The sequence below is a fragment of the Streptomyces griseoluteus genome (assembly GCF_004784465.1).
In the GTDB taxonomy this organism is placed as follows: Bacteria; Actinomycetota; Actinomycetes; order Streptomycetales; family Streptomycetaceae; genus Streptomyces; species Streptomyces griseoluteus.
Genome location: NZ_SRRU01000001.1, coordinates 359,257 through 384,820 on the forward strand (window position 1 = coordinate 359,257; position 25,564 = coordinate 384,820).

Genomic DNA, 25,564 nt, shown 5'->3' on the forward strand with positions numbered 1-25,564 from the left:
CGCCCCCCGCCCCGGTGAGGCGTGCGCCACACGGGCACCGGGCGGTGTCTTGGCTCAGTTCAACGCGACGGAGCTGGACGGGGGCTGGACCCGCCCCGGATGGTCGCGCACGCCCTCCGTGCACTCGTACCGGCGCGGCGCGGCCGGGGCCGGACCCGCCAGGATCACCGAGCCGTCGCCCTCCGCCGCCGCCGAGTCGGAGAAGGTGCACACCACCTGGGCGAGCGCGGGGGAACCCAGCTTGTCCGGGGCGGTGCTCAGGCGCAGCGCCTCCTCGGGCTCCGCGTGGCCCGGCCCGGTCACGGTGATGCCGCCCGGTACCCGCGTCTGGTAGCCCGCAGCGCGTTCCCCGGCGGAGGGCGCCGAGGCGAGCTGGTCCAGCAGACCCTGCGCGACCATGACCCGGCGCCGCGCGTCCGGCGTGCCCTCCGGCACCCGCACCGAACGGTCCACGGTCACCAGCGAGGCCCCGCACAGCAGGAACACCTGCACCGGAACCCCCTCCGGCGACTGGGTGGCCTGCCCGGACCCGGCCGGTGAACAGGGCACCCGCGACGGCGCGCTTCCGAAGTCGGTCGGCACCTCCGTCGGCCGGATGCCGCAGCCGGTGAGCAGCGCGCCCAGCAGCGGCAGCGCCAGCAGCCCTCGTACCGCCCGCCCGCTCACGCGCCCTCCCCGCCGCTGCCCCCGGCCAGGGAGCCGCCCTTCTCGTCGTCGCCGGACTCCTCCGTCAGGCGGGAGGCGTCGCGCGGCAGCCGGAGCGTGAACACCGCGCCGCCGTCGGGAGAGTTGGCGGCCGTGATCTCACCGCCGTGGATGTGGGCGTTCTCCAGCGCGATGGAGAGGCCGAGCCCGCTGCCCTCCGACCGGGGACGGGAGGCGCTGGCCTTGTAGAAGCGGTCGAAGACGTGCGGCAGCACCTCCTCGGGGATACCGGGACCGTGGTCGCGTACCGCGATCAGCAGGTCGTCACCGTCGATACGGACCGAGACCCGCACCGGGGAGCCACCGTGCTTGAGGGCGTTGCCGATCAGATTGGCGAGGATGACGTCCAGGCGGCGCGGGTCGAGCCGGGAGTGGATGCCGCGCTCGGCGTCCAGCTCGACCGCGTCCAGCCAGGCGCGGGCGTCGATGCAGGCGGTGATCTGGTCCGCGATGTCGACGTCGTCCAGGACCAGCCGGGCGGTGCCCGCGTCGAAGCGGGTGACCTCCATCAGGTTCTCGACCAGGTCGTTCAGCCGCTTGGTCTCGCTGACCACCAGGCGTACCGCGGGCTCGATCATCGGGTCGATGCCGCCGCCCTCGAACTCCAGCTCGTCCTCCAGCACTTCGGTCACGGCGGTGATGGCGGTCAGCGGGGTACGCAGTTCGTGCGACATGTCGGCGACGAAGCGGCGGGAGGACTCGTCACGGGCGGCCATGTCCGCGACCCGCTTCTCCAGCGCCTCGGCCGCTTTGTTGAACGTCCGTGACAGGTCGGCGAGTTCGTCCGTGCCGGTGACCCGCAGCCGGGTGTCGAGCCGTCCCTCGCCAAGCCTTCGCGCGGCGACTCCGAGGCGGTGCACGGGTTTCAGCACGGTCGTGGCGGCGGCCTGCGCGAGCAGGGCCGAGCCGATCAGGGCGAGCGCGGTCGCGATACCCAGCGACCAGGCAAGGGAGTTGAGGTCCTTGGCCTCCGGCTCCAGCGACTTCGCCATGTAGCCGGTCGAGCCGCCGTCGACCACCTTGGTCCCGGCCACCAGGAAGGGCGTGCCGCGCTCGGTGACGCGCTGCCAGTACAGGTGGTACGGCGACTTGCCGGAGCCGCTCGTCTTCTGCCGCTTGTTCACCGCCGCACGCAGCGACGGGGGCACGTCCTTCAGCGAGAAGCCGCTCAGGCCACCCGAACCGCCGTACACCGTGCGGCCGTCGGGGTCCCGGGCGACCAGCAGCACGCTGAAGCGCTGGCTGCTGCCCGCCATCTGTCCGGCGGCACGCTGGAGTTCGTCCTGCGTGGGGCGCGCGGGCAGCGCGCCCGCGCGGTTCTGCATCTCCTGCCGGAAGTCGCGCAGCACCGCGTCCTGGGCGCGGGTGAGCACCGCCTCCCGGTTGAGCCAGTACGCGATGCCCGACGCGGACACCGCGGCCGTCAGCGCGACCAGCCCGAAGACCAGCACCAGCCGCAGCCGCAGGCTGGTGAACCGCAGTCCGGCCAGCTTCCTCCCCCGTTCGGCCGCCCAGCGGCCGAATCCCCCGCGCTCGCTCACTGAGGGGCGTCCAGGCGGTAGCCGACACCACGGACCGTGCGGATCAGGGTCGGGGAGGACGGCACGTCCTCGACCTTCGCCCGCAGCCGCTGCACACACGCGTCCACCAGGCGCGAGTCGCCCAGGTAGTCGTGCTCCCACACCAGCCGCAGCAACTGCTGCCGGGACAGCGCCTGCCCCGGCCGGCGGCTCAGCTCCAGCAGCAGCCGCAGCTCGGTCGGGGTGAGCTGGAGGTCCTCGCCGTTCTTGGTCACGGTCATCGCGGACCGGTCGATGACGACACTGCCGAAGGTCGCCGAGTCGCTGGACTCGCGCTCCCCGCGCCGCAGCACGGCCCGGATACGGGCGTCCAGCACGCGGCCCTGCACCGGTTTGACCACGTAGTCGTCGGCGCCGGACTCCAGCCCGACCACCACGTCGATGTCGTCGTTCCGCGCGGTCAGCAGGATGATCGGCAACTGGTCGGTGCGCCGGATGCGGCGGCACACCTCGAACCCGTCGATGCCGGGCAGCATCACGTCCAGCACGATCAGGTCGGGGCGCTGCTCACGCAGCAGTTTCAGGCCGTCCTCGCCGCTCGCTGCGGTGGCGACCCGGTGCCCCTGGCGCGTCAGGGACAGCTCAAGGGCCGTACGGATGGCGTCGTCGTCCTCGATCAGCAACAGGGAAGGCACGGGCTCATTCTGGCCCATGCACCGCCTGTCGTACGACCCGTGCCGCCCCGCGTTCTCCGGTGGCGGACGCGAGCCGGACACGGCGTACCAAAACGGCCCTTTGCCAGCTCCGGCCCGCCGGGATCGGGTACGACCCGCCCGCTCCGGCCCCTGTGACAGGTCTGTGACAGTCGCCGGACACGGCCATGAAGGACGGTCGGCAAGCTTTTCGGCAGGCGGGAGAGCATCACCGGCCACGCAGAGCACCGGAAGTCCACGACGGGGAGCGCGAGATGAACACGCCGCACGGCATGAGCACCAGCGCAGTGGTCACGCGTCTGCACGACGCACACCGGGGGGCAGAGAATTCCGGGAAGTCCGGTGCCGGGACCACGCTGCCGGTACGCGGCCGCGAGTCCCAGGGAATACGGGGGTGCGCCCGCGGCACCGGGCGTCAGCACACCGGTTACATGACGGTGGTCGACGCCCGCACGGGGGAGGGGCACGGGGGAAGCGCGCACAGGGAGGAACCGGGGGAGCGTCGCTCGCTGACGGAGGCGGAGTTCACCGCCTACGTCCAGGAGCGCCGCGCCTCCCTGTACGCGACCGCCTACCACCTGACCGGCGACCGCTTCGAGGCCGAGGACCTGCTGCAGAGCGCGCTGTTCTCGACCTACCGGGCGTGGGACCGGATCAGTGACAAGGCCGCGGTCGGCGGGTACCTCCGCCGCACCATGACCAACCTGCACATCAGCGCGTGGCGCCGCCGCAAGCTGAACGAGTACCCGACCGAGGAACTGCCGGAGACGCCCGCCGGCACGGACGCGATGCGCGGCACCGAGCTGCGCGCCGTCCTGTGGCAGGCGCTCGCCCGGCTGCCCGAGCCGCAGCGCACCATGCTGGTGCTGCGGTACTACGAGGGCCGTACCGACCCGGAGATCGCCGACATACTCGGCATCAGCGTCGGCACGGTGAAGTCCAGCATCTGGCGCTCGTTGCGGCGCCTGCGCGAGGACGAGGTCCTGAGCTTCGGCCGGGACCACGAGGACGCCTTCGGCGAGCTGGTGGCCTGAAGGACGGGTCCGTCGGGGGACGGACCCACGGGGGAACGGGGGGAACGAGCCGTCACGGCTCGGCCCGAGGGGAAACGGGGAATCGCGGGGGCCCACCGGGGGGAGGGTCCGCCCGGGAACCCGTAAGGGGAGACACGGGGGAAACGGGGGATCACCCGGAAGCGGGGCTGGACGGCTGGGGGGCCGCACAGTCCCGCTTCCGCATGTCCCCGCCCGGTCACGCCGCCGTCTGCTGCCGTACCTGCCGGCCCGCCGCGGCCGCCGCCATCCGGCTCAGTGCCTCGTCCCGGCCGCAGGCGTGGGCGCCCAGGGCCACCTGGCGGGACACGATCGAGTGTTCCGCGCGCAGCAGCCGCCAGCCCCGGCGCAGCAGGAACGGCACCGACTTGCGCCCCTCCTTCAGATCGCGCAGGAAGCGGCGCCGGAAGGTGGTGACCGGACCCCGGGTCAGACACAGCGCGTCCGCCAGCAGCCCGAGTTCGCGGCAGCGCTCGACGATCTCCGCGGCGAAGATGCCCTCGGCGATGAACAGCGGGGTACGGCCGATGCTCAGGGTGTCCTCGCCGGTACGGGCGCTCAGCGAGATGTCGTACACCGGTACCGGGGTCGCGCCGGACGCGCACAGGCGGGCGATCGCCGCGAGGGCCGCGTCGGCGTCCCAGGACTCCGGATGGTCCCAGTCGATGTCCGAGCTTCCGTCCACCAGCGGCAGGGTGGGGTCGTCGCCCTCCTTGTAGAAGTCGTCGAGGCGCAGCACGGGCAGCCCGGAGAGGGCGGCGACGAGTGACTTGCCCGAACCGGAGGGGCCGCACAGCAGCACCACGCGGGCGGGGGACGGAGGATGGATGCTCACGGAACACCAGTTTGACGCATGGTGGCCGTCCTGCCGACCCCGCGGGTCCGCATTGGAGCGTGCGTCACATCTCAACTACCCTACGTGTCGACCGTATTACCCTGCGCACCAGAAGGCGGCACCACCGATGGCCCGACATTCCGCACCCCGGTCCCCCCGTCAGCCCGCCGCGCGGCGCGCCCTGATCGCCCTCGCCTCGGCCGGGGCCGCCCTGGCGGCGGGCGCGAGCACGGCCCATGCCGAGACGGCCGCACCGCTGGTGGACGTGCCGCCGCTGCGCTCCGCCGACATCGGCGACATCGACCCGCAGTCCGGGGTGAACGCGCTGACCACGTCGGTCGGTTACGCCACCGGCACCATCGCCGGCCTCAAGCCCAACCCGCTGGCCGGCACCGGCACCGACCCGCTGGACAACGGCATCGGCACCACCGTCGCCGACTTCAAGCCGCTCAACACCCTGGCGCTGACCGCCCCGATCGCCCAGGCGCCGTCCTTCGGCGCGGTCCCGGTCGTCGGGCAGGCTCTGGGGCTCCTCACGCCGAGGGGCTGACCGACGCGAAACCGCGCCGCCCCTACGAGGTGAAGGGGCGGCGCGGCTTTCGTGCGTGCTCAGTACGACGAGCCCGACGCGCCCAGCGCCCCGGTCGGGTGCCAGACCGTCTTGGTCTCCAGGAACGCGGTCATGCGGTCGATGCCAGGAGTCGCCGTGTAGTCCACAGGCTGTGGACGGAGAACGCGCTTCAGGTTGTCCGCCGCCGCGATCTCCAGCTCCTTCGCCAGCTCGGCGTCGGCGCCCGCGAGGTCGATCGCGTTGACGTCCTGGTGCGCGGCGAGCGGCGCGCCCAGCTCGGCCGTGCCGCCCGACAGGATGTTGACGACACCGCCCGGCACGTCGGAGGTGGCCAGCACCTCGCCGAGCGACAGGGCGGGCAGCGGCGCCTTCTCGGAGGCCACGACGACCGCCGTGTTGCCGGTGGCGATCACCGGGGCGAGTACCGAGACCAGGCCGAGGAAGGACGACTCCTGCGGGGCGAGCACGGCGACGACGCCGGTCGGCTCGGGCGAGGAGAGGTTGAAGTACGGGCCCGCGACCGGGTTGGCGCCGCCGACCACCTGGGCGATCTTGTCGGTCCAGCCCGCGTACCAGACCCAGCGGTCGACCGTGGCGTCCACGACCGCGGCCGCCTTCGACTTCGACAGGCCCTCGGCGTCCGCGACCTCCCGGACGAACTGGTCCCGGCGGCCCTCCAGCATCTCGGCCACCCGGTACAGCACCTGACCGCGGTTGTACGCGGTCGCGCCGGACCAGCCGCCGAACGCCTTGCGGGCGGCGACGACCGCGTCACGGGCGTCCTTGCGGCTCGACCGCGGTGCGTTCGCCAGCCAGTTGCCCTTGGAGTCGGTCACCTCGTACACCCGGCCGCTCTCGGAACGCGGGAACTTCCCGCCGACGTACAGCTTGTAGGTCTTGAAGACCGACAGCCGCGGCTCGGTCTTTTCGGTCTTCTCAGACATCGAGGTACGCCTCCAGGCCGTGGCGGCCGCCCTCGCGGCCGAAGCCCGACTCCTTGTAACCGCCGAACGGCGACGTCGGGTCGAACTTGTTGAACGTGTTGGACCAGACGACCCCGGCGCGCAGCTTGTTGGCGACGGCCAGGATGCGGGAGCCCTTCTCGGTCCAGATGCCGGCCGACAGCCCGTACTGGGTGTTGTTGGCCTTGGCGACGGCCTCGTCCGGGGTGCGGAAGGAGAGGACCGACAGCACCGGGCCGAAGATCTCGTCGCGGGCGATGGTGTGCGCCTGGGTGACGCCTGTGAACAGCGTCGGGGCGAACCAGTAGCCCGACGACGGGAGTTCGCACGCCGGGGACCAGCGCTCGGCGCCCTCCGCCTCGCCCTGCTCCGCCAGCGCGGTGATCCGGGCCAGCTGCTCGGCGGAGTTGATCGCGCCGATGTCGGTGTTCTTGTCCAGCGGGTCGCCGAGGCGCAGCGTGGACAGGCGGCGCTTGAGGGCGTCCAGCAGCTCGTCCTGGACCGACTCCTGGACCAGCAGCCGGGAGCCCGCGCAGCAGACCTGGCCCTGGTTGAAGAAGATGCCGGTGACGATGCCCTCGACGGCCTGGTCGATCGGGGCGTCGTCGAAGACGATGTTGGCGCCCTTGCCGCCCAGCTCCAGGGTGAGTTTCTTGTTCGTGCCCGCGACCGTGCGGGCGATCTCCTTGCCGACGGCCGTGGAGCCGGTGAAGGCGACCTTGTTCACGTCGGGGTGTCCGACCAGCGCCGCGCCCGCGTCGCCGTAGCCCGGCAGGATGTTGACGACACCCTTGGGCAGGCCAGCCTGGCGGCAGATGTCCGCGAAGAACAGGGCGGACAGGGGGGTGGTCTCGGCCGGCTTGAGGACGACCGTGTTGCCGGTGGCCAGCGCCGGGGCGATCTTCCACGCCAGCATCAGCAGGGGGAAGTTCCAGGGGATGACCTGGCCGGCGACGCCCAGCGGACGGGGGTTCGCCCCGAAGCCGGCGTGATCGAGCTTGTCGGCCCAGCCCGCGTAGTAGAAGAAGTGGGCGGCGACCAGGGGGAGGTCCGCGTCGCGGGTCTCCTTGATCGGCTTGCCGTTGTCCAGCGTCTCCAGCACGGCCAGCTCGCGGCTGCGCTCCTGGATGATGCGGGCGATGCGGAACAGGTACTTGGCGCGCTCGGAGCCGGGCAGCGCCGACCATGTGGCGAACGCCTTGCGGGCGGCCCCGACCGCGCGGTCCACGTCCGCCTCGCCGGCCCGGGCGACCTCGGAGAGGACCTCCTCGGTGGCGGGGGAGACGGTCTTGAAGACCTTGCCGTCGGCGGAGTCGGTGAACTCGCCGTCGATGAAGAGGCCGTAGGAGGGGGCGATGTCGACGACGGCGCGGGACTCCGGCGCCGGTGCGTACTCGAAGAGGGAACCCATGGTGATCAGTCCACCGTCACGTAGTCGGGGCCGGAGTAGCGGCCGGTGGCCAGCTTCTGACGCTGCATCAGCAGGTCGTTCAGCAGCGAGGAGGCGCCGAAGCGGAACCAGTGGTTGTCCAGCCAGTCCTGGCCCGCGGTCTCGTTGACCAGCACCAGGAACTTGATGGCGTCCTTGGTGGTGCGGATGCCGCCCGCGGGCTTCACGCCGACCTGGACGCCGGTCTGGGCGCGGAAGTCGCGCACCGCCTCCAGCATCAGCAGGGTGTTGGCGGGGGTGGCGTTGACCGCGACCTTGCCGGTGGAGGTCTTGATGAAGTCCGCGCCCGCCATCATGCCCAGCCAGCTCGCGCGGCGGATGTTGTCGTACGTGGACAGCTCGCCGGTCTCGAAGATGACCTTCAGGCGGGCGCTGGTCCCGCAGGCCTCCTTCACGGCGGTGATCTCGTCGTACACCTTGAGGTAGTCGCCCGCGAGGAACGCGCCCCGGTCGATGACCATGTCGATCTCGTCGGCGCCCGCCGCAACCGCGTCCCGCACGTCGGCCAGCTTCACGCCGAGGGCGGCGCGACCGGCCGGGAAGGCGGTGGCGACCGAGGCGACCTTGACGCCGGAACCGGCGACGGCCTCCTTGGCGACGGCCACCATGTCGGGATAGACGCAGACGGCCGCGGTCGTCGGGGTCGTCCGGTCCGTGGGGTCCGGGTGGACCGCCTTGGCGCCGAGCGCCCGGACCTTGCCGGGGGTGTCCGCGCCTTCCAGGGTGGTCAGGTCGACCATCGAGATGGCGAGGTCGATGGCGTACGCCTTCGCGGTGGTCTTGATCGAACGGGTACCGAGCGACGCGGCACGCGCCTCCAGGCCGACCGCGTCGACGCCGGGCAGCCCGTGGAGGAAGCGGCGCAGCGTGCTGTCGGACGCGGTGACGTCGGCGAGAGACTGTGCGGGGGACGCGAGGGGGGCACCGCCCTGTTCGAGCGACGCCGAGGACTTGGGGGAGGGCATGGTCACCAGACGAGCATATCTACGCGCGTAGCGGCTGTATAGCCCCAGGGGCGAGGTTGTGGGCAGTCACACCGTCGCAGGTCACGGATGCGTTCCTCTCTGGGGCCAGGTGGTGGTGGTCGCGTCCCCTTCGTGCAGAATCGGGGCCATGACGACCCCGGACCACCAGACACCCGCTTCGCGGCCCGTGGTGCCCGCCGCCAGGGACCGGATCTACCGTTCGCCGATGGGACTCGTGGGCGGTGTGCTCGTGCTGGCCCTCGTCGTCTGGCTCGGCTGCGACGCGCTGTTCCGCGGCCACGGCCGGGTGCCGTGGCTCGCGCTGGCCGTGATGATCCTGGTCGTACCCCTGGTGACGGCGTTCACCCTGCGCCCGGCGGTCTTCGCCAACCAGGAACGCCTCCGGGTCCGCAACCCCTTCCGGGTGATCGTCCTGCCCTGGGGCGAACTGGCCACCCTGCGCTCGGGCTACTCCAACGAGGCGCTGGCCACCTCCGGCACCAAGTTCCAGCTCTGGGCGATCCCCGTCTCGCTGCGCGCCCGCAAGCGCGCGGCCAACAAGCGGGCGAAGGCGGCGGCGCAGGCGGCCCGCGGCGCCCAGGGCGGCAACCGCTTCGGCGGGGTCTTCGGCGGCGGGGGAGCGAGCGCCTTCGGCGCCGCCGAGGCGGGGGACGCCCCGGTCCGCGCCGAGACGGACAAGATCATGGACGACCTCCGCGACCTCCACGAACGCCACGGCGAGGCGGAACACGCCCAGGGCGAGATCACCATCCGCTGGTCCTACGAGATCCTGATCCCGGCCCTGGCGGGCGCCGTACTCCTGGCGGTCCTGCTGATCACGGGCTGACCCCGGCCACGGTCGGCGGCGGACGGAGACAATCCGGCCGCCGCCGATTTTTGTGCCCCGCTCTCTCCGCGCCCCCGCGCGCACCCCATCCGACACCCGAAGGACAGAGGAAGACGGCAGTGAAGACCCGGCGCGGTTGGCGCGCGAACAAGAAGGCGCCGGAGAACCGGTACAAGCTGGGCCTCCTGCGCGCGATGACGGCCGCGGCCCGGCTGTCGCGCGACCGGAGGGCGTGGATCGCCGCCGGTGCCGTACTGGTGGTGGCGGTGGTGGCAGGGGTGTGGGTCCACCTCGCCGGACGCCAGGACGGCCCGCCGGACACCCGCGCCCGCCAGTACAAGGAGTTCGACGCCTGCCTGCTGACCGGCGACAAGGGCATCGCGCAGGGCACCGACGCCGCCTCGGCGTGGCAGGGCATGCAGCGGGCGTCGCTGGAGACGCGTGCCCGGATCAACTACGTGCCGGTGACGGGCGCGCAGTCGGTGGCCAACACCCGTCCGTTCCTCAACAGCCTGATGCAGCGTCAGTGCGATGTCCTGGTCGCGGTCGGCACCCCCCAGGCGCGAGTCGCCCGCGCGGCGGCCGCCGAACACCCCGAGGTGCGGTTCGTCCTGGTCGACGGAGCGTCAAGTGCGGGCGGCAGCAAGGCTGGCAACGTCACCGAGGCCGAGCCGGGTACCTCGCTCCCGGAGACGGTGGCCGACGCGATCACACGGGCCGTTGACGCCTCCGGGCAGTGACACGCGGCGTGTCGAAGTAAAGATCAGCTAAAAGTGAGGGACTCGTGTAGGTCAAATGCTCGAAGGTGAGAAAAGCTTACGAAGTTTTGCTGACTTCTTAAGTTAAGGCTCCCCCATGCGTGTTCGCTGGGTCCGTAGCCCTCGCTTGTTCCCGCCGGGCGGTTCCGGCAGACGTCGAGCGAGGGCTACGGCTCTTTCTGTACTTGTCTCTCTCACCTTCATGCTCACCACCGAGACAGCGGCGGCCACCGGCGCCACCCTGCCGGCGCTGAGCATGCCCGAACTGTCCTTCGCCGGCCTGGTGAAGTGGGCCCACAGCTCCTCCCTCGACACCCCCGACCAACAGGGCGGCACCGCGCGGGGCAAGAGCCACCACGCCTCGGCGGCGGCCACCAGCACCCACCGCACGGCCGGCCACAAGCCGGGCCGCGGCAAGGGCGAACTCGGCGCCTACCAGCGCCATGTGAGCCGGCCCCAGAAGACCACCACCAAGGCCCTGGCCTCGGCGAAGAGCTTCAACCCCCGAACCAGCGAGCGGAACGCCAGGAAGTCCACCGCGACCTCGGACTACTTCGTCAACGCCGACGGCTCCACCACCGTCCGCCACTACGACGTACGGGCCAACTTCAAGTCGGCGGACGGCACCTGGACGCCGATCGACACCAGCCTGAAGAAGGGCGACGACGGCCGGTTCGAGCAGACCGCCAACTCCGTCGACGTCGACTTCGCCCCGGACGCGGCCGACGACCGGCTGGCCTCGCTCGGCCTCGGCAGCGGCCGTTCGGTGGGGTACTCCCTCATCGGCGCCCGCGAGACCAAGGCGTCCGAGGACGAGAACGGCACCCTGCTGTACGCGGACGCCCTGCCCGGCACCGACGTGCAGCTCGCGCCGATCGCGGACGGCTTCAAGGAGAACCTCGTCCTGCGGTCCAAGGACGCGGACAACTCCTGGCTGTTCGCGCTGGACGCGAAGGGCCTGACCCCGCGCATCGGCAAGAACGGTGACGTCGAGTTCACCGGCGCCGAGGGCAAGGTGGCCGCGACCGTCCCCCACGCCTACATGGAGGACTCGCGCATCGACCGCCGCTCCGGCGACGGGGCCCGGTCCCCCGAGGTCAGGTACGAACTGACCACCGTGGACGGCGGGCCCGCGCTGCGGATGACCGCCGACCGGGACTGGCTGGACGACCCCGAGCGGGTCTACCCCGTCACCGTCGACCCCACCACGGTCATGGGTGCCAGCCAGGCGACGTACGTCCAGAACGACTACAGCTCCAACCGCTCGGCGGAGAGCCAGATCAAGGTCGGTTCGTACGACTCGGGCACCACGAAGGCGAACTCGTTCCTCCAGTTCTCGTCGCTGGGTTCAACGATCGCCGGCCGGCAGGTCTCCGCCGCCACGCTCAACGTCTGGGCGCTGTGGTCCGCGACCTGCACCCCGGAGGCGTTCTCCGTCTATCCGGTGACCCAGTCGTGGTCCCCCTCGACGACCACCACCTACCCCGGCCCGTCCTACGGCTCGGCCATCGGCTCCCTCACGCCCGACCCGGGTGCCTCCTGCACCAACAGCACCGGCAGCACCGGTGTCGGGGTGAAGATGCCGGTGCCGCTGTCGACGTCCTGGTTCACCCAGGTCGCCGCGGGCGGGATCAACTACGGCCTGGCGCTGGCCGCGCCGACCGGTGACGGCCTGCACTGGAAGAAGTTCCACTCCGACGACTCGGCGACTTCCGGCTGGCGTCCCTCGCTCGACCTGACCTACGGCACCAATGTCGAGCCGCAGGTCAACGCCTCGTACCCGCCGGAGAACTTCCAGGCCAACACCCTCCAGCCGGAGCTGCTCGTCTACGCGAGCGACGCCGACAAGTCGCCCAACGCGGCGCTGTCCTACAGCTTCGAGGTGTACGACGCCGACTCCGGCAGCACCACGCCCGTGGTCACCTCCGGCGCCCTGACCAAGGGAAGCTGGAAGATACCGGCGGGCAAACTCAAGTGGTCCAAGAACTACGCCTGGTACGCGGGGGTGAGCGACGGACTCGCCGAGACGACGTACTCCAGCCGCTTCACCACCGCCGTGCCGCAGCCGCCGGTCACCTCGGGCCTCGCCCAGAACACCGACGGCCACGACTTCGACCCGAGCGACGCCAACTACACGACCGACGACTCCGACGCGGACGTCGAGGTGGTCGGCCCCTCGCTGCAGATCGACCGCTCGTACAACAGCATCGACCCGCGGGTCGACGGTGCCTTCGGCGCCGGCTGGTCGACGGTCGCCGACATGAAGGCCGCCGAGGTCAAGAACCCCGCCGGCACCGTCACCAGCGTGATCATCACCTACCCCGGTGGTGAGCAGGTCGCCTTCGGCCGCAACACCGACGGCACCTTCCAGCCCCCGCTCGGCCGGTACGCGCGCCTCCAGCCGGTCACCGGCGGCTACGCGCTGACGGACAAGGACTTCACCGAGTACGCCTTCACCCAGCCCACCGCCAAGGCGGGCACGACGGCGATATCCAGCATCAAGGACTACGCGGGCCGCACGGAGACGTTCACCTACAACACCTCCAAGCAGCTCACGAAGATCACGAACGAGAAGTCGAAGCGCTCGCTCGCCCTGACCTGGGTCACGCCGTCCGGCGCCACCACGGCGCACGTCGCCTCGGTGGCGACCGACGCGGCGGTCGCCACGGACTCCTCCACGGTCCAGACCTGGAACTACGGCTACAGCGGTGACCAGCTCACCTCGGTCTGCCCGCCCAACACCCCCACCAAGTGCACCACCTACGGCTACGCCACCGGCAACCACTACCGCACCACGGTGCTGGACGCCGACCCGTACGCCTACTGGCGGCTCGGTGAGGCGTCCGGTGCCACCGTCGCGGCGGACTCCGTCGACAACAACCAGGGCCGCTACAACGGCCTGTTCCACAACGTGACGCTGGGCGGGGCTTCCGTCCTCGCGGGCTCCACGCAGAAGACGGCCGGCTTCAACGGCACGACCTCCTACGTGGAGATGCCGAGCGCGCCGGGCGCCACGCCGTCGTACATGACGGTCTCGCTGTGGTTCAAGACGACCACCGCGGGAGGTGTCCTCTTCTACTACGGCGACAAGCCGCTGAGCGACTCCGACCCGGTCGCCAACACCAAGAAGAACACGCCCGCCGTGTACGTCGGCACCGACGGCAAGCTGCGCGGCTGCCTGGCCATGTCGCCGGGATGCATGTCCACCATCACGTCGGGAGCCTCGGTCACCGACGGCCAGTGGCACAACGCCGTGCTCACCGGCATGGCCACCAGTCAGACGCTGTACCTCGACGGTGTCTCCCAGGGCTCGCTGAGCGGCACCATCAACGACTGGGAGCAGCCCTACCTCTCCCTCGGCGCCGGTGTGAACACCGACGGCTGGCCCTCGATGAACCCGAACGACAAGCTCGGGCACTACACGGGCCAGATGGCCGAGGCCGCCGTCTACTCCGAGCCGCTCGACCCCTCGGTGATCACCGCGCAGTACCAGGCCGCCAAGCGGTCCGCCGGTCTGCTGAACAAGATCACCACGCCCGGCGGGAAGACCGAGGCGTCGGTCGTCTACGGCACCACCGACGACCTGGTCAAGCAGGCCACGGACTCCGAGGGCGGCACCTGGAAGCTCAACCCGCCCACGGTCACCGGCTCCTCGCAGGTCTACCGCTCGGCGGTGATGGGCTCGGTCCCGGCCGGCTACTGGCGGCTCTCCGACACCCTCGGCGCGCAGCAGGCGGCCAACGAGGTGCACACCGGATTCGGCACGTACAACACCGTCACGCAGGGCGTGGCCGGTCCGTTCGGCGCCGGTGACGTGACCGCGGCGTCCTTCGACGGCACGTCGTCGTACGCCGAGATCCCGTACGGCCCCTGGCACCGCTCGGGCGACCGCGCCGTCGAGCTGTGGTTCAGGACCAGTGCCCCCGGTGTGATCCTCTCCGACCAGGCACAGGCGCCCGCCGGCACCCCGTCCGGCTCCTGGACCCCGCTGCTGTACGTGGGCTCCGACGGCAAGCTGCACGGCCACTGGTGGAGCGCCACCGGTTCCGCCGCCTTCGGCTCCACGGCCGCCGTCACCGACAACACCTGGCACCACGCGGTGCTGTCGGCCTCCGGCACCACCCAGACGATGTACCTGGACGGCGCCAAGCAGGCCGACTTCACCGGCGCGGCGGGCGACCAGAGCAACACCCGGTCGTTCGTCGGCGCGGGCTTCGCCAAGACCTGGGAGGCCTCTCCCGGTGACCTGAGCTTCTTCAACGGCTCCATCGCGGAGGTCGCCACCTACGGCCACCCGCTGACCGAGGACCAGGTCGAGCAGCACTGGTCGGCGTACAAGGCGTCGTCCGGGGTCGCCCCGGTGCGCACGGTCACGCTGACCGACCCGACCGACAAGACGCTGAAGTACGTCTACGACGCGGAGATGGGCAACCGTCTGCTGGCCGCGATCGACACCGAGGGCAACCGGACGACCTACGGCTACGACACGGGCGGCTTCCTGCACACCGTGACCGACGCCAACGGCAACCGGAGCACCACGGGCTACGACGTGCGCGGCAACACGGTCTCGCAGACCAGTTGCCAGGACACGACGGCGGACAAGTGCGCCACCGAGTACTACACGTACTACCCGGACGCCACGACCGCCTTCCCGACGATGGACCCGCGCAACGACCTGCTGCTCACCGAGCGGGACGGCCGTTCCTCGGGCCCCACGGACAACACCTACCTCACCAGCTACTCCTACGACACCGGCGGCAACCTGCTGTCCGTCACCGGGCCCCCGGTCCCCGGCAGTCCGGGCGGCCGTACCGCCACCACCACCTACACCACGGCGTCCACCGTGGCCGCCGAGGGCGGCGGAGCCCTGGCACCGGCCGGCCTGACGGACACGGTCACCACACCGGGCGGCCGGACGACGAAGTACACCTACTTCTCCACCGGCGACCTGGCCTCGGTCACCGATGCCAACGGCGCGAAGATCACCTACACCTACGACAAGCTGGGCCGGCAGATCTCCCGCACGGAGACCTCCGACTCCCAGCCGTCCGGTCTCACCACGACCCAGACGTACGACAAGAACGACCAGGTCGTCACCGAGACCAGCCCCGCCGTCACCAACCGCGTCACCGGCGCGGTGCACCAGGCGAAGACCACCACGGGCTTCGACGACGACGGCAACGTGCTCTCGCAGACGGTGGCCGACGTCCGGGGCGGTGACGCCCCCCGGTCGACGTCCATGACGTACGACGCCTACGACCGGCTCGCCTCGCGGACGGACCCCGGCGGCGGCACCACGTCGTTCGAGTACGACGTCTACGGCAACAAGGTGAAGGAGACCGACCCGCTGGGGACGGTCAACACCTACACCTACGACGCCCAGCAGCGGCCGCTCACCACCAACCTGCTCGACTACACCGGCGACCCGGACAACCCGTCGGCGCCCACCACCCTGGTCCAGGAGTCACGGGCGTACGACCCGGCCGGCCGGCTCGCGTCGGTCACCGACGCCATGGGCTGGGTGACCGCGTACACCTACACCGACGACGGCCTTTCCGCCTCGGTCACCCGCAAGGACCCGGAAGGCGGCAAGCAGTTCGTCGAGGAGGCCAACACCTACGACCCGGCCGGAAACCTGATCAAGCAGGTGACCAACGACGGCCGGACCACCTCCACCTTCGTGGTGGACGCGGCCGACCGCGTCGCCTCGTCCGTGCTCGACCCGACCGGCGTCAACCGCAGCACCAAGGTCTCCTACGACCCCGACGACAACGTCGTGACGGAGACCGAGACCGACCCGGCCACCGGTGACGTCGACCGGACGGACACCCGCTACGACGCCCTGGGCAATGTCACCGGCTACACGGAGCACGACGGCACCACCGCTCCCGTGGCCCGCTGGAAGCTGTCGGAGCCCAGTGGCCTCACCGCCCAGGACTCCTCCGGCGGCAACAGCAAGGTGACGCTGGGCAGTTCGGTCACCCGGTCCACCGAGAAGGGCGGCTCCGCCGTCCTCAACGGCACCGCCACCGCCTACGGGCAGGCGGACGGCCCGGCGGTCAACACCAGCGGCGACTTCACCGTCTCCGCCTGGGTCAAGCTCACCACCACCGCCGCCAACAGCACCTTCCTCGCCCAGGACGGCAAGCTCAACAGCGGCTTCCAGCTCTACTACTCCACCACCTACGGCTGGACCTTCAACCGCCACTCCACGGACGCCGTCGGCGCCGCGACCGTCCGGACCAGCTCCGGCACCGCCGCGGTCAAGACCGGCACCTGGACCCACCTCACCGGTGTGTACGACCAGGCGTCCGCCTCGCTGAAGCTGTACGTCAACGGCGCCCAGTCGGGCACCACCACGTCCTTCACCTCACCCTGGGAGGCCACCGGCCCGCTCCAGATCGGCCGGCGTCTGTTCAACGGCACCTACGCCGAGAACGCGCAGGGCTCCGTCGCCGACGTACAGGTCTACGGTGACGCGCTGAGCGCGTCCCAGGTGTCCGCCCTGGCGGGCGGCACGCTTCCGGCGGCCGGCAGCTCGGTGCGCACCAACACCTGGAAGCTCGACCAGCGGGGTCTGCCGCTGTCCTCGACCGACGAGCTCGGCAACACGACGGACTACGCCTACGACGAGGCCGCCCAGCAGACCACGGTCACCGAGCCGGTCGTCAACGCCGAGAAGGACGGGGGCTCACCCACTGCCCTGCGGCCCATCTCGATGACGGGCTACAACACCTTCGGCGAGGCCACCGAGACGTCCGACCCGTCGGGCAACGTCACGACCACGGCGTACGACGCCGAGGGCCAGGAGACCTCGACCAGGCTGCCGGACTACACCGCGCCGGGTGCCTCCACGCCGATCACGGCCACGTCCTGGAACGAGTACAACAAGCTCGGCCAGGTCACGGCGGAGGTCGACCCGCTGGGCAACCGCACGTCGTACACGTACACCCAGCTCGGCGACGTGGCCTCGGTCACCGAGCCGGGCGGCGGCAGGTCGACGATGGTCTACGACGCCAACGGCGACCTGCTCTCGTCGAACAGTCCCGGCGGTGCGCGCCAGGAGTCCACGTGGGACTACCTCGGCAACGAGCTGACCAGCACGGACATCGTCCGCCAGCCCACACAGCGGGCGTACACGGCGATCAACGAGTACAACGCGCCGGGCGGTGACCTCTCCCGGAGGGTGAGCCCGACCGGGGTCTCGGAGTCGTACAAGTACAACGCCCTCGGCGACGTCACGGAGGTGACCGACGGGGCGGGCAACACCTCGAAGTTCACCTACACCATGGACGGCGACGTCCTCACCGCGACCGACCCGGACAACACCAGCACCAAGAACACCTACGACGGCTTCGGCCAACTGGTCGGCACCAGCGAACTGGACGCGGGCGGCGCGGTGCTGCGCACCAGCAACTCCACCTACGACCGCGCCGGCAACCCGCTGTCGGTGACCGACTACCGGCGCCACACCACCACCTTCACCGTCGACCCCACGGGTCTGGTGACCAAGGCGGTGGAGCCGGTCTCCGCGACCGAGTCGATCACCACGTCCTTCGGCTACGACGTCGCGGGCAACCGCACCCGCTTCACCGACGGCCGGGGCAACCCGTTCATCACCACCTACAACAAGTGGGGGCTGCCCGAGTCCGTCATCGAGCCGTCCACCCCGGACCAGCCCGCCGCGGCGGACCGCACCTACACCACGGTGTACGACGCGGGCGGCCGGGTGGCCGAGCAGCGGTCACCGGGCGGGGTGACCATCACCAACGAGTACGACGCGAAGAGCCGGCTGGTGAAACAGACCGGTTCGGGTGCGGAGGCCGCGACGGCCGACCACACCTACGCGTACGACGCCGACGACCGCGTCACGGCCGTGGCCGGTGCGGGAGAGGACGACGACCACTTCACCTACGACGACCGGGGAGCGCTGCTCACGGCGTCCGGACCGTCGGGCAGTTCGTCGTTCGCCTACAACGGCGACGGCGCGATGACGTCCCGCACGGACGCCTCGGGCACGTCGTCCTACGGGTACGACACCGCGGGCCGCCTGAAGACGGTCGACGACGCGGTCACCGGCTCCCGGGCGACCTACACCTACAACGTCGACAACGCCGTCACACAGGTCGACTACGGCACCGGCAAGTCCAAGCGCGCGTTCAGCTACGACGCGCTGCAGCGCATCACCGGTGACAAGCTGACCTCGCCCGGCGGCAAGGTCCTGTCGTCCATCACCTACGGGTGGGACGACAACGACAACATCACGTCGAAGACGACCACCGGGGTCGCGGGCGCGTCCACCAACACGTACGCGTACGACTGGTCGGACCGGCTGACGTCCTGGAACAACGGCACCACCACGGAGGTCTACGGCTACGACGCCTCGGGCAACCGCACGAGGGTCGGCGGCGACACGTACACGTACGACGCCCGCAACCGGCTCACCTCGGACGGCCACAGCACGTACGCGTACACCGGACGCGGCACGCTGAGCTCGATCACGGACGAGTCCGGGACCCGGACCCAGATGAAGGCCGACGCCTTCAACCGCGTGATCAACGAGGGCGACCGGACGTACACCTACGACGGTCTGGACCGCGTCCTGAAGGCCAGGGACGGAGGCGGCGCTGACGTCTTCTCCTTCCAGTACAGCGGCGACGGCAACGACGTCGCCTCCGACGGCTCGGCGACGTACAGCCGCAGTGCCGACGGTTCGCTGCTGGGCATCAGGTCGGGCACGTCGTCGGTCCTGGCGCTGACCGACATCCACGACGACCTGGTCGCGCAGTACACCGACTCCGGCGAGACCCTGAGCGGTTCGGCCAGTTACACGCCGTTCGGCAAGGTCTCCGCCTCGGCGGGCATGCTGGGCAACCTCGGTTACCAGTCCGGCTGGACGGACCCCGAGACCGCCCAGGTCAACATGGCCGCGCGCTGGTACTCGCCGCAGACCGGCCAGTTCAACAGCCGGGACACCGTCGGCAACGATCCGCTGCCGGACTCGGTGAACGCCAACGCGTACGCGTACGCCAACCAGAACCCGATGACGGGTGTCGACCCCACCGGGCACTGGTTCGGCTTCGTGAAGAAGGCGTTCCACAAGGTCGCCAAGAAGGTCAAGAGCAAGGCCAAGTCGGCCTGGAAGAAGACCAAGCACGCGGTCAAGGCCGTCGCCAAGAAGGTCCGCAAGGCGGCCAAGCACATCAAGAAGGCCGTCAAGAAGGTCGTCCACAAGGCCCGCCGGGCGGTGCGCAAGGTCGTGCACTACGTCCACGACAGCGTCAAAAAGGTCAAGAGATACGTCAAACGCACCTATAAGAGCGTCAAACGCTATGCCCACAAGGTCGTCCAGCACGTTAAACAGAGGGCCCGGCAGGTCGCCAAGGCCGTCAAGCACGTAGCCGCCAAAGCCGCCGATCTGGGCAAGAAGGCCCTGAAGAAGGTCGGCCGGGGCGTCAAGGCGGCGGCCAAGGCGACGGGCAACTTCGTCAAGCAGCACGCCGCGACGATCGTCTCGGTCGCGGTCGGTGTGGCGGTCTTCGCCGGGTGCACCGCCGCGACCTGGGGTGTCGGAGCGGTCGGCTGCGCGGCCCTCGCGGGCGCGGCGGCCAACGGCGTCGGCTACCTGATGAGCGACGGCCCCAAGTCCGTCGGCGGCTTCATCGGGTCGGTGGCCATCGGCGCCGCGACCGGTGCCCTCGGTGGCGCGGCCGGTGGTGCGGCCTCCGGCGCGGTGGGCCGACTGCTCGCCAACGCCGGCGGCAAGGCGCTCCAGGGCGCGGCCATGGGCGCCGCAGGCGGCGCGGCCGAAGGAGCGGTCGGCTACGGCATCTCCTGCGCGTCCAGCGAGGAGGGCTGCAGCGCGAGCGGCGCGGCGAAGGCCTCGGCGGTCGGCGCGGTGACGGGCGGCATCTTCGGCGCCGCGGCGAGCAAGTACGGTCGCAAGTCGGACCCCTCCAAGGCCGACAAGCCGACGACCTGTCGTTTCCCCAGGCACAGCTTCACCGGGGCGACCGGCGTCCTGATGGCGAACGCCCTCACCAAGCCGATCTCGCAGGTGAAGGCCGGGGACTATGTCCTCACGGCCGAACCGGGCAAGAAGAAGCAGGAGAAGCACAAGGTCAAGCGAACGATCGTCACCAAGACCGACCGTGACTACGTCGATGTCGTCGTAGCCACCAAGTCGGGGCCGAAGGCGATCCAGACCACCAAGCATCACCAGTTCTACGAAGTCAGCCGTAATGTCTGGACCCAGGCCGGCGACCTCAAGCCGGGGCAGAAACTCCAGAACAGTGGTGGCACCGCTACCCGGATCGTCGATGTCAGGGCCTATACGGCGAACCGAGTGACGTACGACCTCAGCATCGAGGGCCTCCACACGTACTATGTGCTGGCAGGGACCGCGCCGGTCCTGGTCCACAACTGCCCGGCGTCCGGAGACGGCCCGCAAGCCGCAAAGCGTGGCCGTGCCGAGGATCTGCCTCCGCACAAGGATGCGGAGGGCGATCACACTGTTCTGGAGCGGAATGCCGATGGTGTCGTAACGCGCTATCAGACCTGGCTCAAGAACGACAGGGCCCCTTCCGGATGGCAAAAGGGTCCGAGGTTCCGCGGCACAGGTGGCAGCCATTCCGGTATGGAGCCGCCGCTGTACTATCCCAAGGGCAACGGAAAGGCGTTTCCCGGAGCTCAGGTCCCAGAAAATATTCCACCGGGGTATCTGGACGGGAAGTGAGGAAGAAATGGGTGACGACGCCGTAGCCGGTCGCATTCTGCAGCAGTTGTATCCGGAAGTGGGGTCCAGCGATCCCGTCGCGTACGTGAGTGAGCTTGGCGATTCGGTGCAGGCTCTCGTGTATTCACGGCTTTTTTGGCCCAAACTCGTGGAGATCGAGGGAGCTGTTTTCGTGGCTCTCTGGGGTGACGACGAGGAATACATCTCCGCGCGACTTCGGACGCCCGCGGCAAGCTCGAACTGGGCGCCCATGTCGTGGCCTCAAGCTGTCGACAGCTTCAACAAGTTCGAAGTCGCGCACATCTTCCGGCAGAACAGAGGGTCCGAGGAAGTAGTCGAGGACGCCAACCGTGAACTGGCCTCCATCCTGGTTCAGGTGTGGAAGGCCAGGCTGGCGACAAGCTATCCGGAGCGAAAGTTCAGCGTGCGGTTCGTGGATGGAGATGAAACCATGGACTCCCGCGTCGAAGTGACTCAGGATCATCCGCCTCTTGCGACGCCGAAAGGATGGAGCGATGAGCTGCGTGCCATCGTCCCGGAGGTGTCTCCTTGACACCGGTGACGTCTCCACGGCGAGCCCGCGAGTGGGCCGTGTGAAGGTGCCACTCTCTTCGTGATCGCTTGGTCGGATTCTGCCGACCCTGCAAAACGCCCGGCTGGGGTTTCCCAGCCGGGCGTTTCGCGTGAGCGGCGACAGAAGCGGAGATCAGACCTTGTAATAAAGGTCGAACTGCCTGTTGCTCCCCGAGTTGTTCGTGATGCCGAAGCACAGGCGTGGGGCGCCCGCGCCCGTGTAGATCGCCATGCCTTCCGGCTCGCGGGGGTCCGCCGCCGCGTCCGCCTCCGAGTGGGTGCTGGCGATGTAACCCGTCGTGGGGTTGTTCCCCGTGCCGTTGAGGTCGAAGGACGTGGTGTGGATGGCCCACTTGTCGACGCCGGTCAGGGTGCTGGACGGGGTCGTGGTGCGAGGGTCGCCGTCGAGCATGTAGACGTACTGGCCGTACGACGTGAAGCCCTGGAAGGTGGCCGGGGTGGTGGGGTCCGGGGTGCCGTCGGCCTTGTACTTGTACAGCGGGGGCTGCTTGATGCGGGCCAGGGGGGCCGGGAGCGTGCCGGTGCCGGCCGTGGCCGCCGCCGCGGCCAGGTCGTACGCCGCGAACCAGTGGTCGGAGCCCAGCGCGTAGCGGATCAGCAGGATGTTGTGGTCCACGTCCACCGACGGCGTCATGGAGGTCGCCGCCGGGTCCGGTGAGCCGAAGCGCTGCACGGACGGGTGGCTGGTCCACAGCACCGTCTTGGTGACGAAGGGGAAGCGGACGAACTCCTGCCCGTACCCGCTGCGCCCGGCCCCCGCCTCGGTCCACACGTACGCCGGGTTCCCGCCGCTCGCGGGCTGCACGCCGAGGGAGACCCCGTGGCCGAAGCCCAGCAGGTACATGTATCCGTTGACCGCGCCGGTGGCGATGTCGTGCCGGGTCAGACAGAGGTCGCCCGACTCCGCGTGGTCGTCCCCGCCGATGGAGGCCGTCACCGCGACCTGGCTGCCCGAGCGGAGGTAGGCCACCTGGCTCGCCCCGGCCACCTGGAGCGTGTAGAAGTGCCCCGCCGCCGAGTCGAAGGCGATGCCCTGGAGCGTGGTCGAACTGTCCTGGTTGGCCACACCGGCCAGCCAGCGGGTGGAACCGGCGGCGACGTCGATCAGCGCGGTCCCGCCCGGCACGTTCGCCGGGTTGTCCAGGGGCGCGGCCACCGCCGCCCGGGCGGGCAGCCCCAGCCCGGCGGCGGCACCGGCGGCGAGGCCGGTACCGCCCCGTATCAGGCTGCGACGAGTCATGTTCATGGTCATGACCTGGACACTAGTGGCCGGGGCCGCCCCGGCCACCAGCCTCTTGTGCAGATCTTGACCTCGCAGGCCGCCCCCGCGTCAGATCCCCGCCGCCTCCGACAGGTCCCGCTTGATCGCCGTCAGCAGTTCGGTCGCCCGCGCACGGGCCGCCGGGAGGGCGGAGCGGTCCGCGACCGGGATCACGACCTCCAGGTAGCACTTGAGCTTGGGCTCGGTGCCGCTCGGGCGGACGATGACGCGGGCGCCGTCCAGGGTGTAGCGCAGGCCGTCCGTGGGCGGGAGGGAGGCGGTGCCGCGGGTCAGGTCCTCCGCCGAGGTGACCGTGAGGCCCGCCAGGGCGGTGGGCGGCTGCTCACGCAGGCGGCGCATCGCGTCGGCGATGACCGACAGGTCCTCCACCCGTACCGAGAGCTGGTCGGTGGCGTGCAGACCGTGCTCCAGCGCGAGGTCGTCCAGGAGATCGAGCAGGGTCCGCCCGGACTCCTTCAGCTCCGACGCGAGCTCGGTGATGAGCAGGGCCGCCGTGATGCCGTCCTTGTCCCGCACGCCCTCGGGGTCCACGCAGTAGCCGAGCGCCTCCTCGTACCCGTACCGCAGGTCCTCCACGCGGGCGATCCACTTGAAGCCCGTCAGGGTCTCCTCGTAGCCGAGCCCGGCCTTCTCGGCGATCCGGCCGAGCAGGGAGGAGGAGACGATGGACTCCGCGAAGGTGCCCGTGACGCCCCGGCCCACCAGGTGCGCGGCGAGCAGCGCGCCTACCTCGTCACCGCGCAGCATCCGCCAGTCGCCGCCGTCGCGTACGGCCACCGCGCAGCGGTCCGCGTCCGGGTCGTTGGCGATCACGAGGTCCGGCTCGGTGACGGTCGCCCGCTCGAAGGCGAGGTCCATCGCGCCGGGCTCCTCCGGGTTGGGGAAGGCCACGGTCGGGAAGTCCGGGTCGGGCTCGGCCTGTTCGGCCACCAGCACCGGCTCCGGGAACCCGGCCCGCGCGAACGCCGCGAGCAGCACGTCCTTGCCGACGCCGTGCATCGCCGTGTAGACGGTACGGGCGCCACGGGCCGACCCCTCGGCCAGTATCGCGTCCGTACGCGCCAGATACGCGTCCAGTACCTCGTCGCCCAGCACCTCCCAGCCGGACTCCGGCCGGGGCACGTCGGCGAGCGCGCGCACCGCGTCGATCTCGGCGGCGATCTCCGCGTCGGCGGGCGGCACGATCTGGGAGCCGTCGCCGAGGTACACCTTGTAGCCGTTGTCGCGCGGCGGGTTGTGGCTGGCCGTGACCTCCACACCCGCGACCGCGCCCAGGTGCCGTATGGCGAAGGCGAGGACCGGGGTGGGCAGCGGGCGCGGCAGCACGGCGGCGCGCAGTCCGGCGCCGGTGATCACGGCGGCGGTGTCCCGTGCGAAGTCGGCCGACTTGTGCCGGGCGTCGTAGCCGATGACCACCAGGCCGTCCGTCTCGCCCTTGGCCTTCAGATACGCGGCGAGACCGGCGGCCGCGCGGATCACGACGGCGCGGTTCATCCGCATCGGGCCCGCGCCCAGCTCGCCGCGCAGCCCGGCGGTGCCGAACTGGAGCGTGCCGCTGAACCGGGCGGTCAGCTCCGCCGTGTCCCCGGCGTCGACGAGCTTCGCCAGCTCCTCGCGGGTTTCCGGGTCGGGGTCCTCGGCCAGCCACGCCTGGGCCCGTGCGATCACTTCGTCCTGCACCTCGGGTGAACCTCTCTCTCGATTCCGTCCGCTGCCGCCGTCGGGCTACAGCCGGTTCAGCACCTGTCCGAGCAGCTGGCCCATGCGCGCCGCCGAGTCGCGGCCCGCCTGGAGGACCTCCTCGTGGTTCAGCGGCTCGCCCGTCATACCGGCGGCGAGGTTGGTGACCAGGGAGATGCCCAGCACCTCGGCACCGGCCTCGCGCGCGGCGATGGCCTCCAGCACCGTGGACATGCCGACCAGGTCCGCGCCGATGACGCGGGCCATGCGGATCTCGGCCGGGGTCTCGTAGTGCGGGCCGGGGAACTGCGCGTAGACGCCCTCCTCCAAGGAGGGGTCGATCTCCTTGCACAGGGCGCGCAGGCGGGGCGAGTACAGGTCGGTGAGGTCGACGAAGTTGGCGCCGACGATCGGGGAGGTGGCCGTCAGGTTCAGGTGGTCGCTGATCAGCACCGGCTGGCCGGGGCGCATGCCCTCGCGCAGGCCGCCGCAGCCGTTGGTGAGCACGATGGTCTTGCAGCCGGCGGCGACGGCGGTGCGGACCCCGTGCGCGACGGCGGCGACGCCACGGCCCTCGTAGTAGTGGGTACGGCCCAGGAAGACCAGGGCGCGCTTGTCACCGAAGGTGTACGAGCGGATCTTGCCGCCGTGCCCCTCGACGGCCGGCGGCGGGAAACCGGGCAGCTCGGTGACCTGGAACTCGGCGTCGGGCTCGCCCAGGGCGTCCACGGCCGGTGCCCAGCCGGAGCCCATCACGAGGGCGACGTCGTGGGTCTCGGCGCCGGTGAGTTCGCGCAGGCGCGCGGCGGCGGCGTCGGCGGCGGCGTGCGGGTCGCCCTGGCGGTCGTCCGGAAGGAGAGATGCGTTCACGCGGACGAGGGTAGCCGGTGTTCTC

General features: G+C 70.5%; 16 protein-coding genes. 6 read left to right on the forward strand and 10 right to left on the reverse strand.

Going from position 1 to position 25,564, the window contains the following annotated elements; all coding sequences use genetic code 11:
• Positions 1 to 54 precede the first annotated feature (54 nt).
• From E5082_RS01845 to afsQ1, 3 genes are read right to left on the reverse strand one after another with little or no spacing between them, the layout of a single operon-like run.
• Positions 55 to 666 carry a hypothetical protein gene (locus tag E5082_RS01845; RefSeq protein WP_135789537.1) on the reverse strand — a complete coding sequence of 204 codons (612 nt, stop codon included), beginning with the start codon at positions 664 to 666 and terminating at the stop codon, positions 55 to 57.
• On the reverse strand, positions 663 to 2,246 hold the full coding sequence (locus E5082_RS01850) for a sensor histidine kinase (RefSeq protein ID WP_167513962.1): 1,584 nt from the start codon (positions 2,244 to 2,246) through the stop codon (positions 663 to 665). The genes E5082_RS01845 and E5082_RS01850 overlap by 4 nt, the downstream gene beginning before the upstream one ends.
• Entirely contained in the window at positions 2,243 to 2,920 is a 678-nt protein-coding gene (gene afsQ1, locus E5082_RS01855) for a two-component system response regulator AfsQ1 (RefSeq protein WP_158707462.1), read from the reverse strand. The genes E5082_RS01850 and afsQ1 overlap by 4 nt, the downstream gene beginning before the upstream one ends.
• 272 nt (positions 2,921 to 3,192) lie before the next feature.
• On the opposite strand from afsQ1, the gene E5082_RS01860 reads away from it, so the two are divergent.
• On the forward strand, positions 3,193 to 3,972 hold the full coding sequence (locus E5082_RS01860) for a SigE family RNA polymerase sigma factor (protein WP_135789538.1): 780 nt from the start codon (positions 3,193 to 3,195) through the stop codon (positions 3,970 to 3,972).
• Between the two features lie 217 nt (positions 3,973 to 4,189).
• On the opposite strand, the gene E5082_RS01865 is transcribed toward E5082_RS01860, so the two are convergent.
• Positions 4,190 to 4,825, reverse strand: a complete 636-nt coding sequence (locus E5082_RS01865) for a uridine kinase (protein WP_229918900.1) — start codon at positions 4,823 to 4,825, stop codon at positions 4,190 to 4,192.
• A gap of 127 nt (positions 4,826 to 4,952) precedes the next feature.
• On the opposite strand from E5082_RS01865, the gene E5082_RS01870 reads away from it, so the two are divergent.
• A complete protein-coding gene (locus tag E5082_RS01870) occupies positions 4,953 to 5,375 on the forward strand; it encodes a hypothetical protein (RefSeq protein WP_135789539.1) in 423 nt (140 codons plus the stop codon).
• A 59-nt stretch (positions 5,376 to 5,434) separates the two neighbouring features.
• Here E5082_RS01870 and E5082_RS01875 read toward each other — a convergent pair whose 3' ends face one another.
• Genes E5082_RS01875 through deoC form a run of 3 tightly spaced genes read right to left on the reverse strand, consistent with a single transcriptional unit; the run spans position 5,435 to position 8,773 of the window.
• Positions 5,435 to 6,340: an aldehyde dehydrogenase family protein gene (locus E5082_RS01875; RefSeq protein WP_135789540.1), complete on the reverse strand. Its 906-nt coding sequence runs from the start codon at positions 6,338 to 6,340 to the stop codon at positions 5,435 to 5,437.
• Positions 6,333 to 7,769, reverse strand: a complete 1,437-nt coding sequence (locus E5082_RS01880) for an aldehyde dehydrogenase family protein (RefSeq protein WP_135789541.1) — start codon at positions 7,767 to 7,769, stop codon at positions 6,333 to 6,335. The genes E5082_RS01875 and E5082_RS01880 overlap by 8 nt, the downstream gene beginning before the upstream one ends.
• A gap of 5 nt (positions 7,770 to 7,774) precedes the next feature.
• On the reverse strand, positions 7,775 to 8,773 hold the full coding sequence (gene deoC, locus E5082_RS01885; RefSeq protein ID WP_190045332.1) for a deoxyribose-phosphate aldolase: 999 nt from the start codon (positions 8,771 to 8,773) through the stop codon (positions 7,775 to 7,777).
• Positions 8,774 to 8,921: 148 nt separating this feature from the next.
• Between deoC and E5082_RS01890 the strand changes: the two genes are divergently transcribed.
• The 4 genes from E5082_RS01890 (at position 8,922) to E5082_RS01905 (ending at position 21,666) form a co-directional block, all read left to right on the forward strand.
• Positions 8,922 to 9,620, forward strand: a complete 699-nt coding sequence (locus tag E5082_RS01890) for a PH domain-containing protein (protein WP_135789542.1) — start codon at positions 8,922 to 8,924, stop codon at positions 9,618 to 9,620.
• Positions 9,621 to 9,739: 119 nt separating this feature from the next.
• Positions 9,740 to 10,360, forward strand: coding sequence for a type 1 periplasmic-binding domain-containing protein (locus E5082_RS01895; protein ID WP_135789543.1), 621 nt, complete (start codon positions 9,740 to 9,742; stop codon positions 10,358 to 10,360).
• A 220-nt stretch (positions 10,361 to 10,580) separates the two neighbouring features.
• Positions 10,581 to 21,113 (forward strand): LamG-like jellyroll fold domain-containing protein, encoded by a 10,533-nt coding sequence (locus E5082_RS01900; RefSeq protein WP_229918899.1) that lies wholly within the window; start codon positions 10,581 to 10,583, stop codon positions 21,111 to 21,113.
• Between the two features lie 7 nt (positions 21,114 to 21,120).
• Complete coding sequence (locus E5082_RS01905; RefSeq protein WP_135789545.1) at positions 21,121 to 21,666, forward strand: hypothetical protein; 546 nt, start codon at positions 21,121 to 21,123, stop codon at positions 21,664 to 21,666.
• A gap of 153 nt (positions 21,667 to 21,819) precedes the next feature.
• On the opposite strand, the gene E5082_RS01910 is transcribed toward E5082_RS01905, so the two are convergent.
• The 3 genes from E5082_RS01910 to E5082_RS01920 all read right to left on the reverse strand — a co-directional run bounded on the left by E5082_RS01910 (position 21,820) and on the right by E5082_RS01920 (position 25,539).
• Positions 21,820 to 22,959: a hypothetical protein gene (locus E5082_RS01910; protein WP_135789546.1), complete on the reverse strand. Its 1,140-nt coding sequence runs from the start codon at positions 22,957 to 22,959 to the stop codon at positions 21,820 to 21,822.
• Between the two features lie 78 nt (positions 22,960 to 23,037).
• Positions 23,038 to 24,669, reverse strand: a complete 1,632-nt coding sequence (locus E5082_RS01915; RefSeq protein WP_135789547.1) for a phospho-sugar mutase — start codon at positions 24,667 to 24,669, stop codon at positions 23,038 to 23,040.
• Positions 24,670 to 24,714: 45 nt separating this feature from the next.
• The gene (locus E5082_RS01920; protein ID WP_086694722.1) at positions 24,715 to 25,539 is read right to left on the reverse strand and encodes a purine-nucleoside phosphorylase; all 825 of its coding nucleotides are present in this window, start codon (positions 25,537 to 25,539) and stop codon (positions 24,715 to 24,717) included.
• Between the last annotated feature and the right edge of the window lie 25 nt (positions 25,540 to 25,564).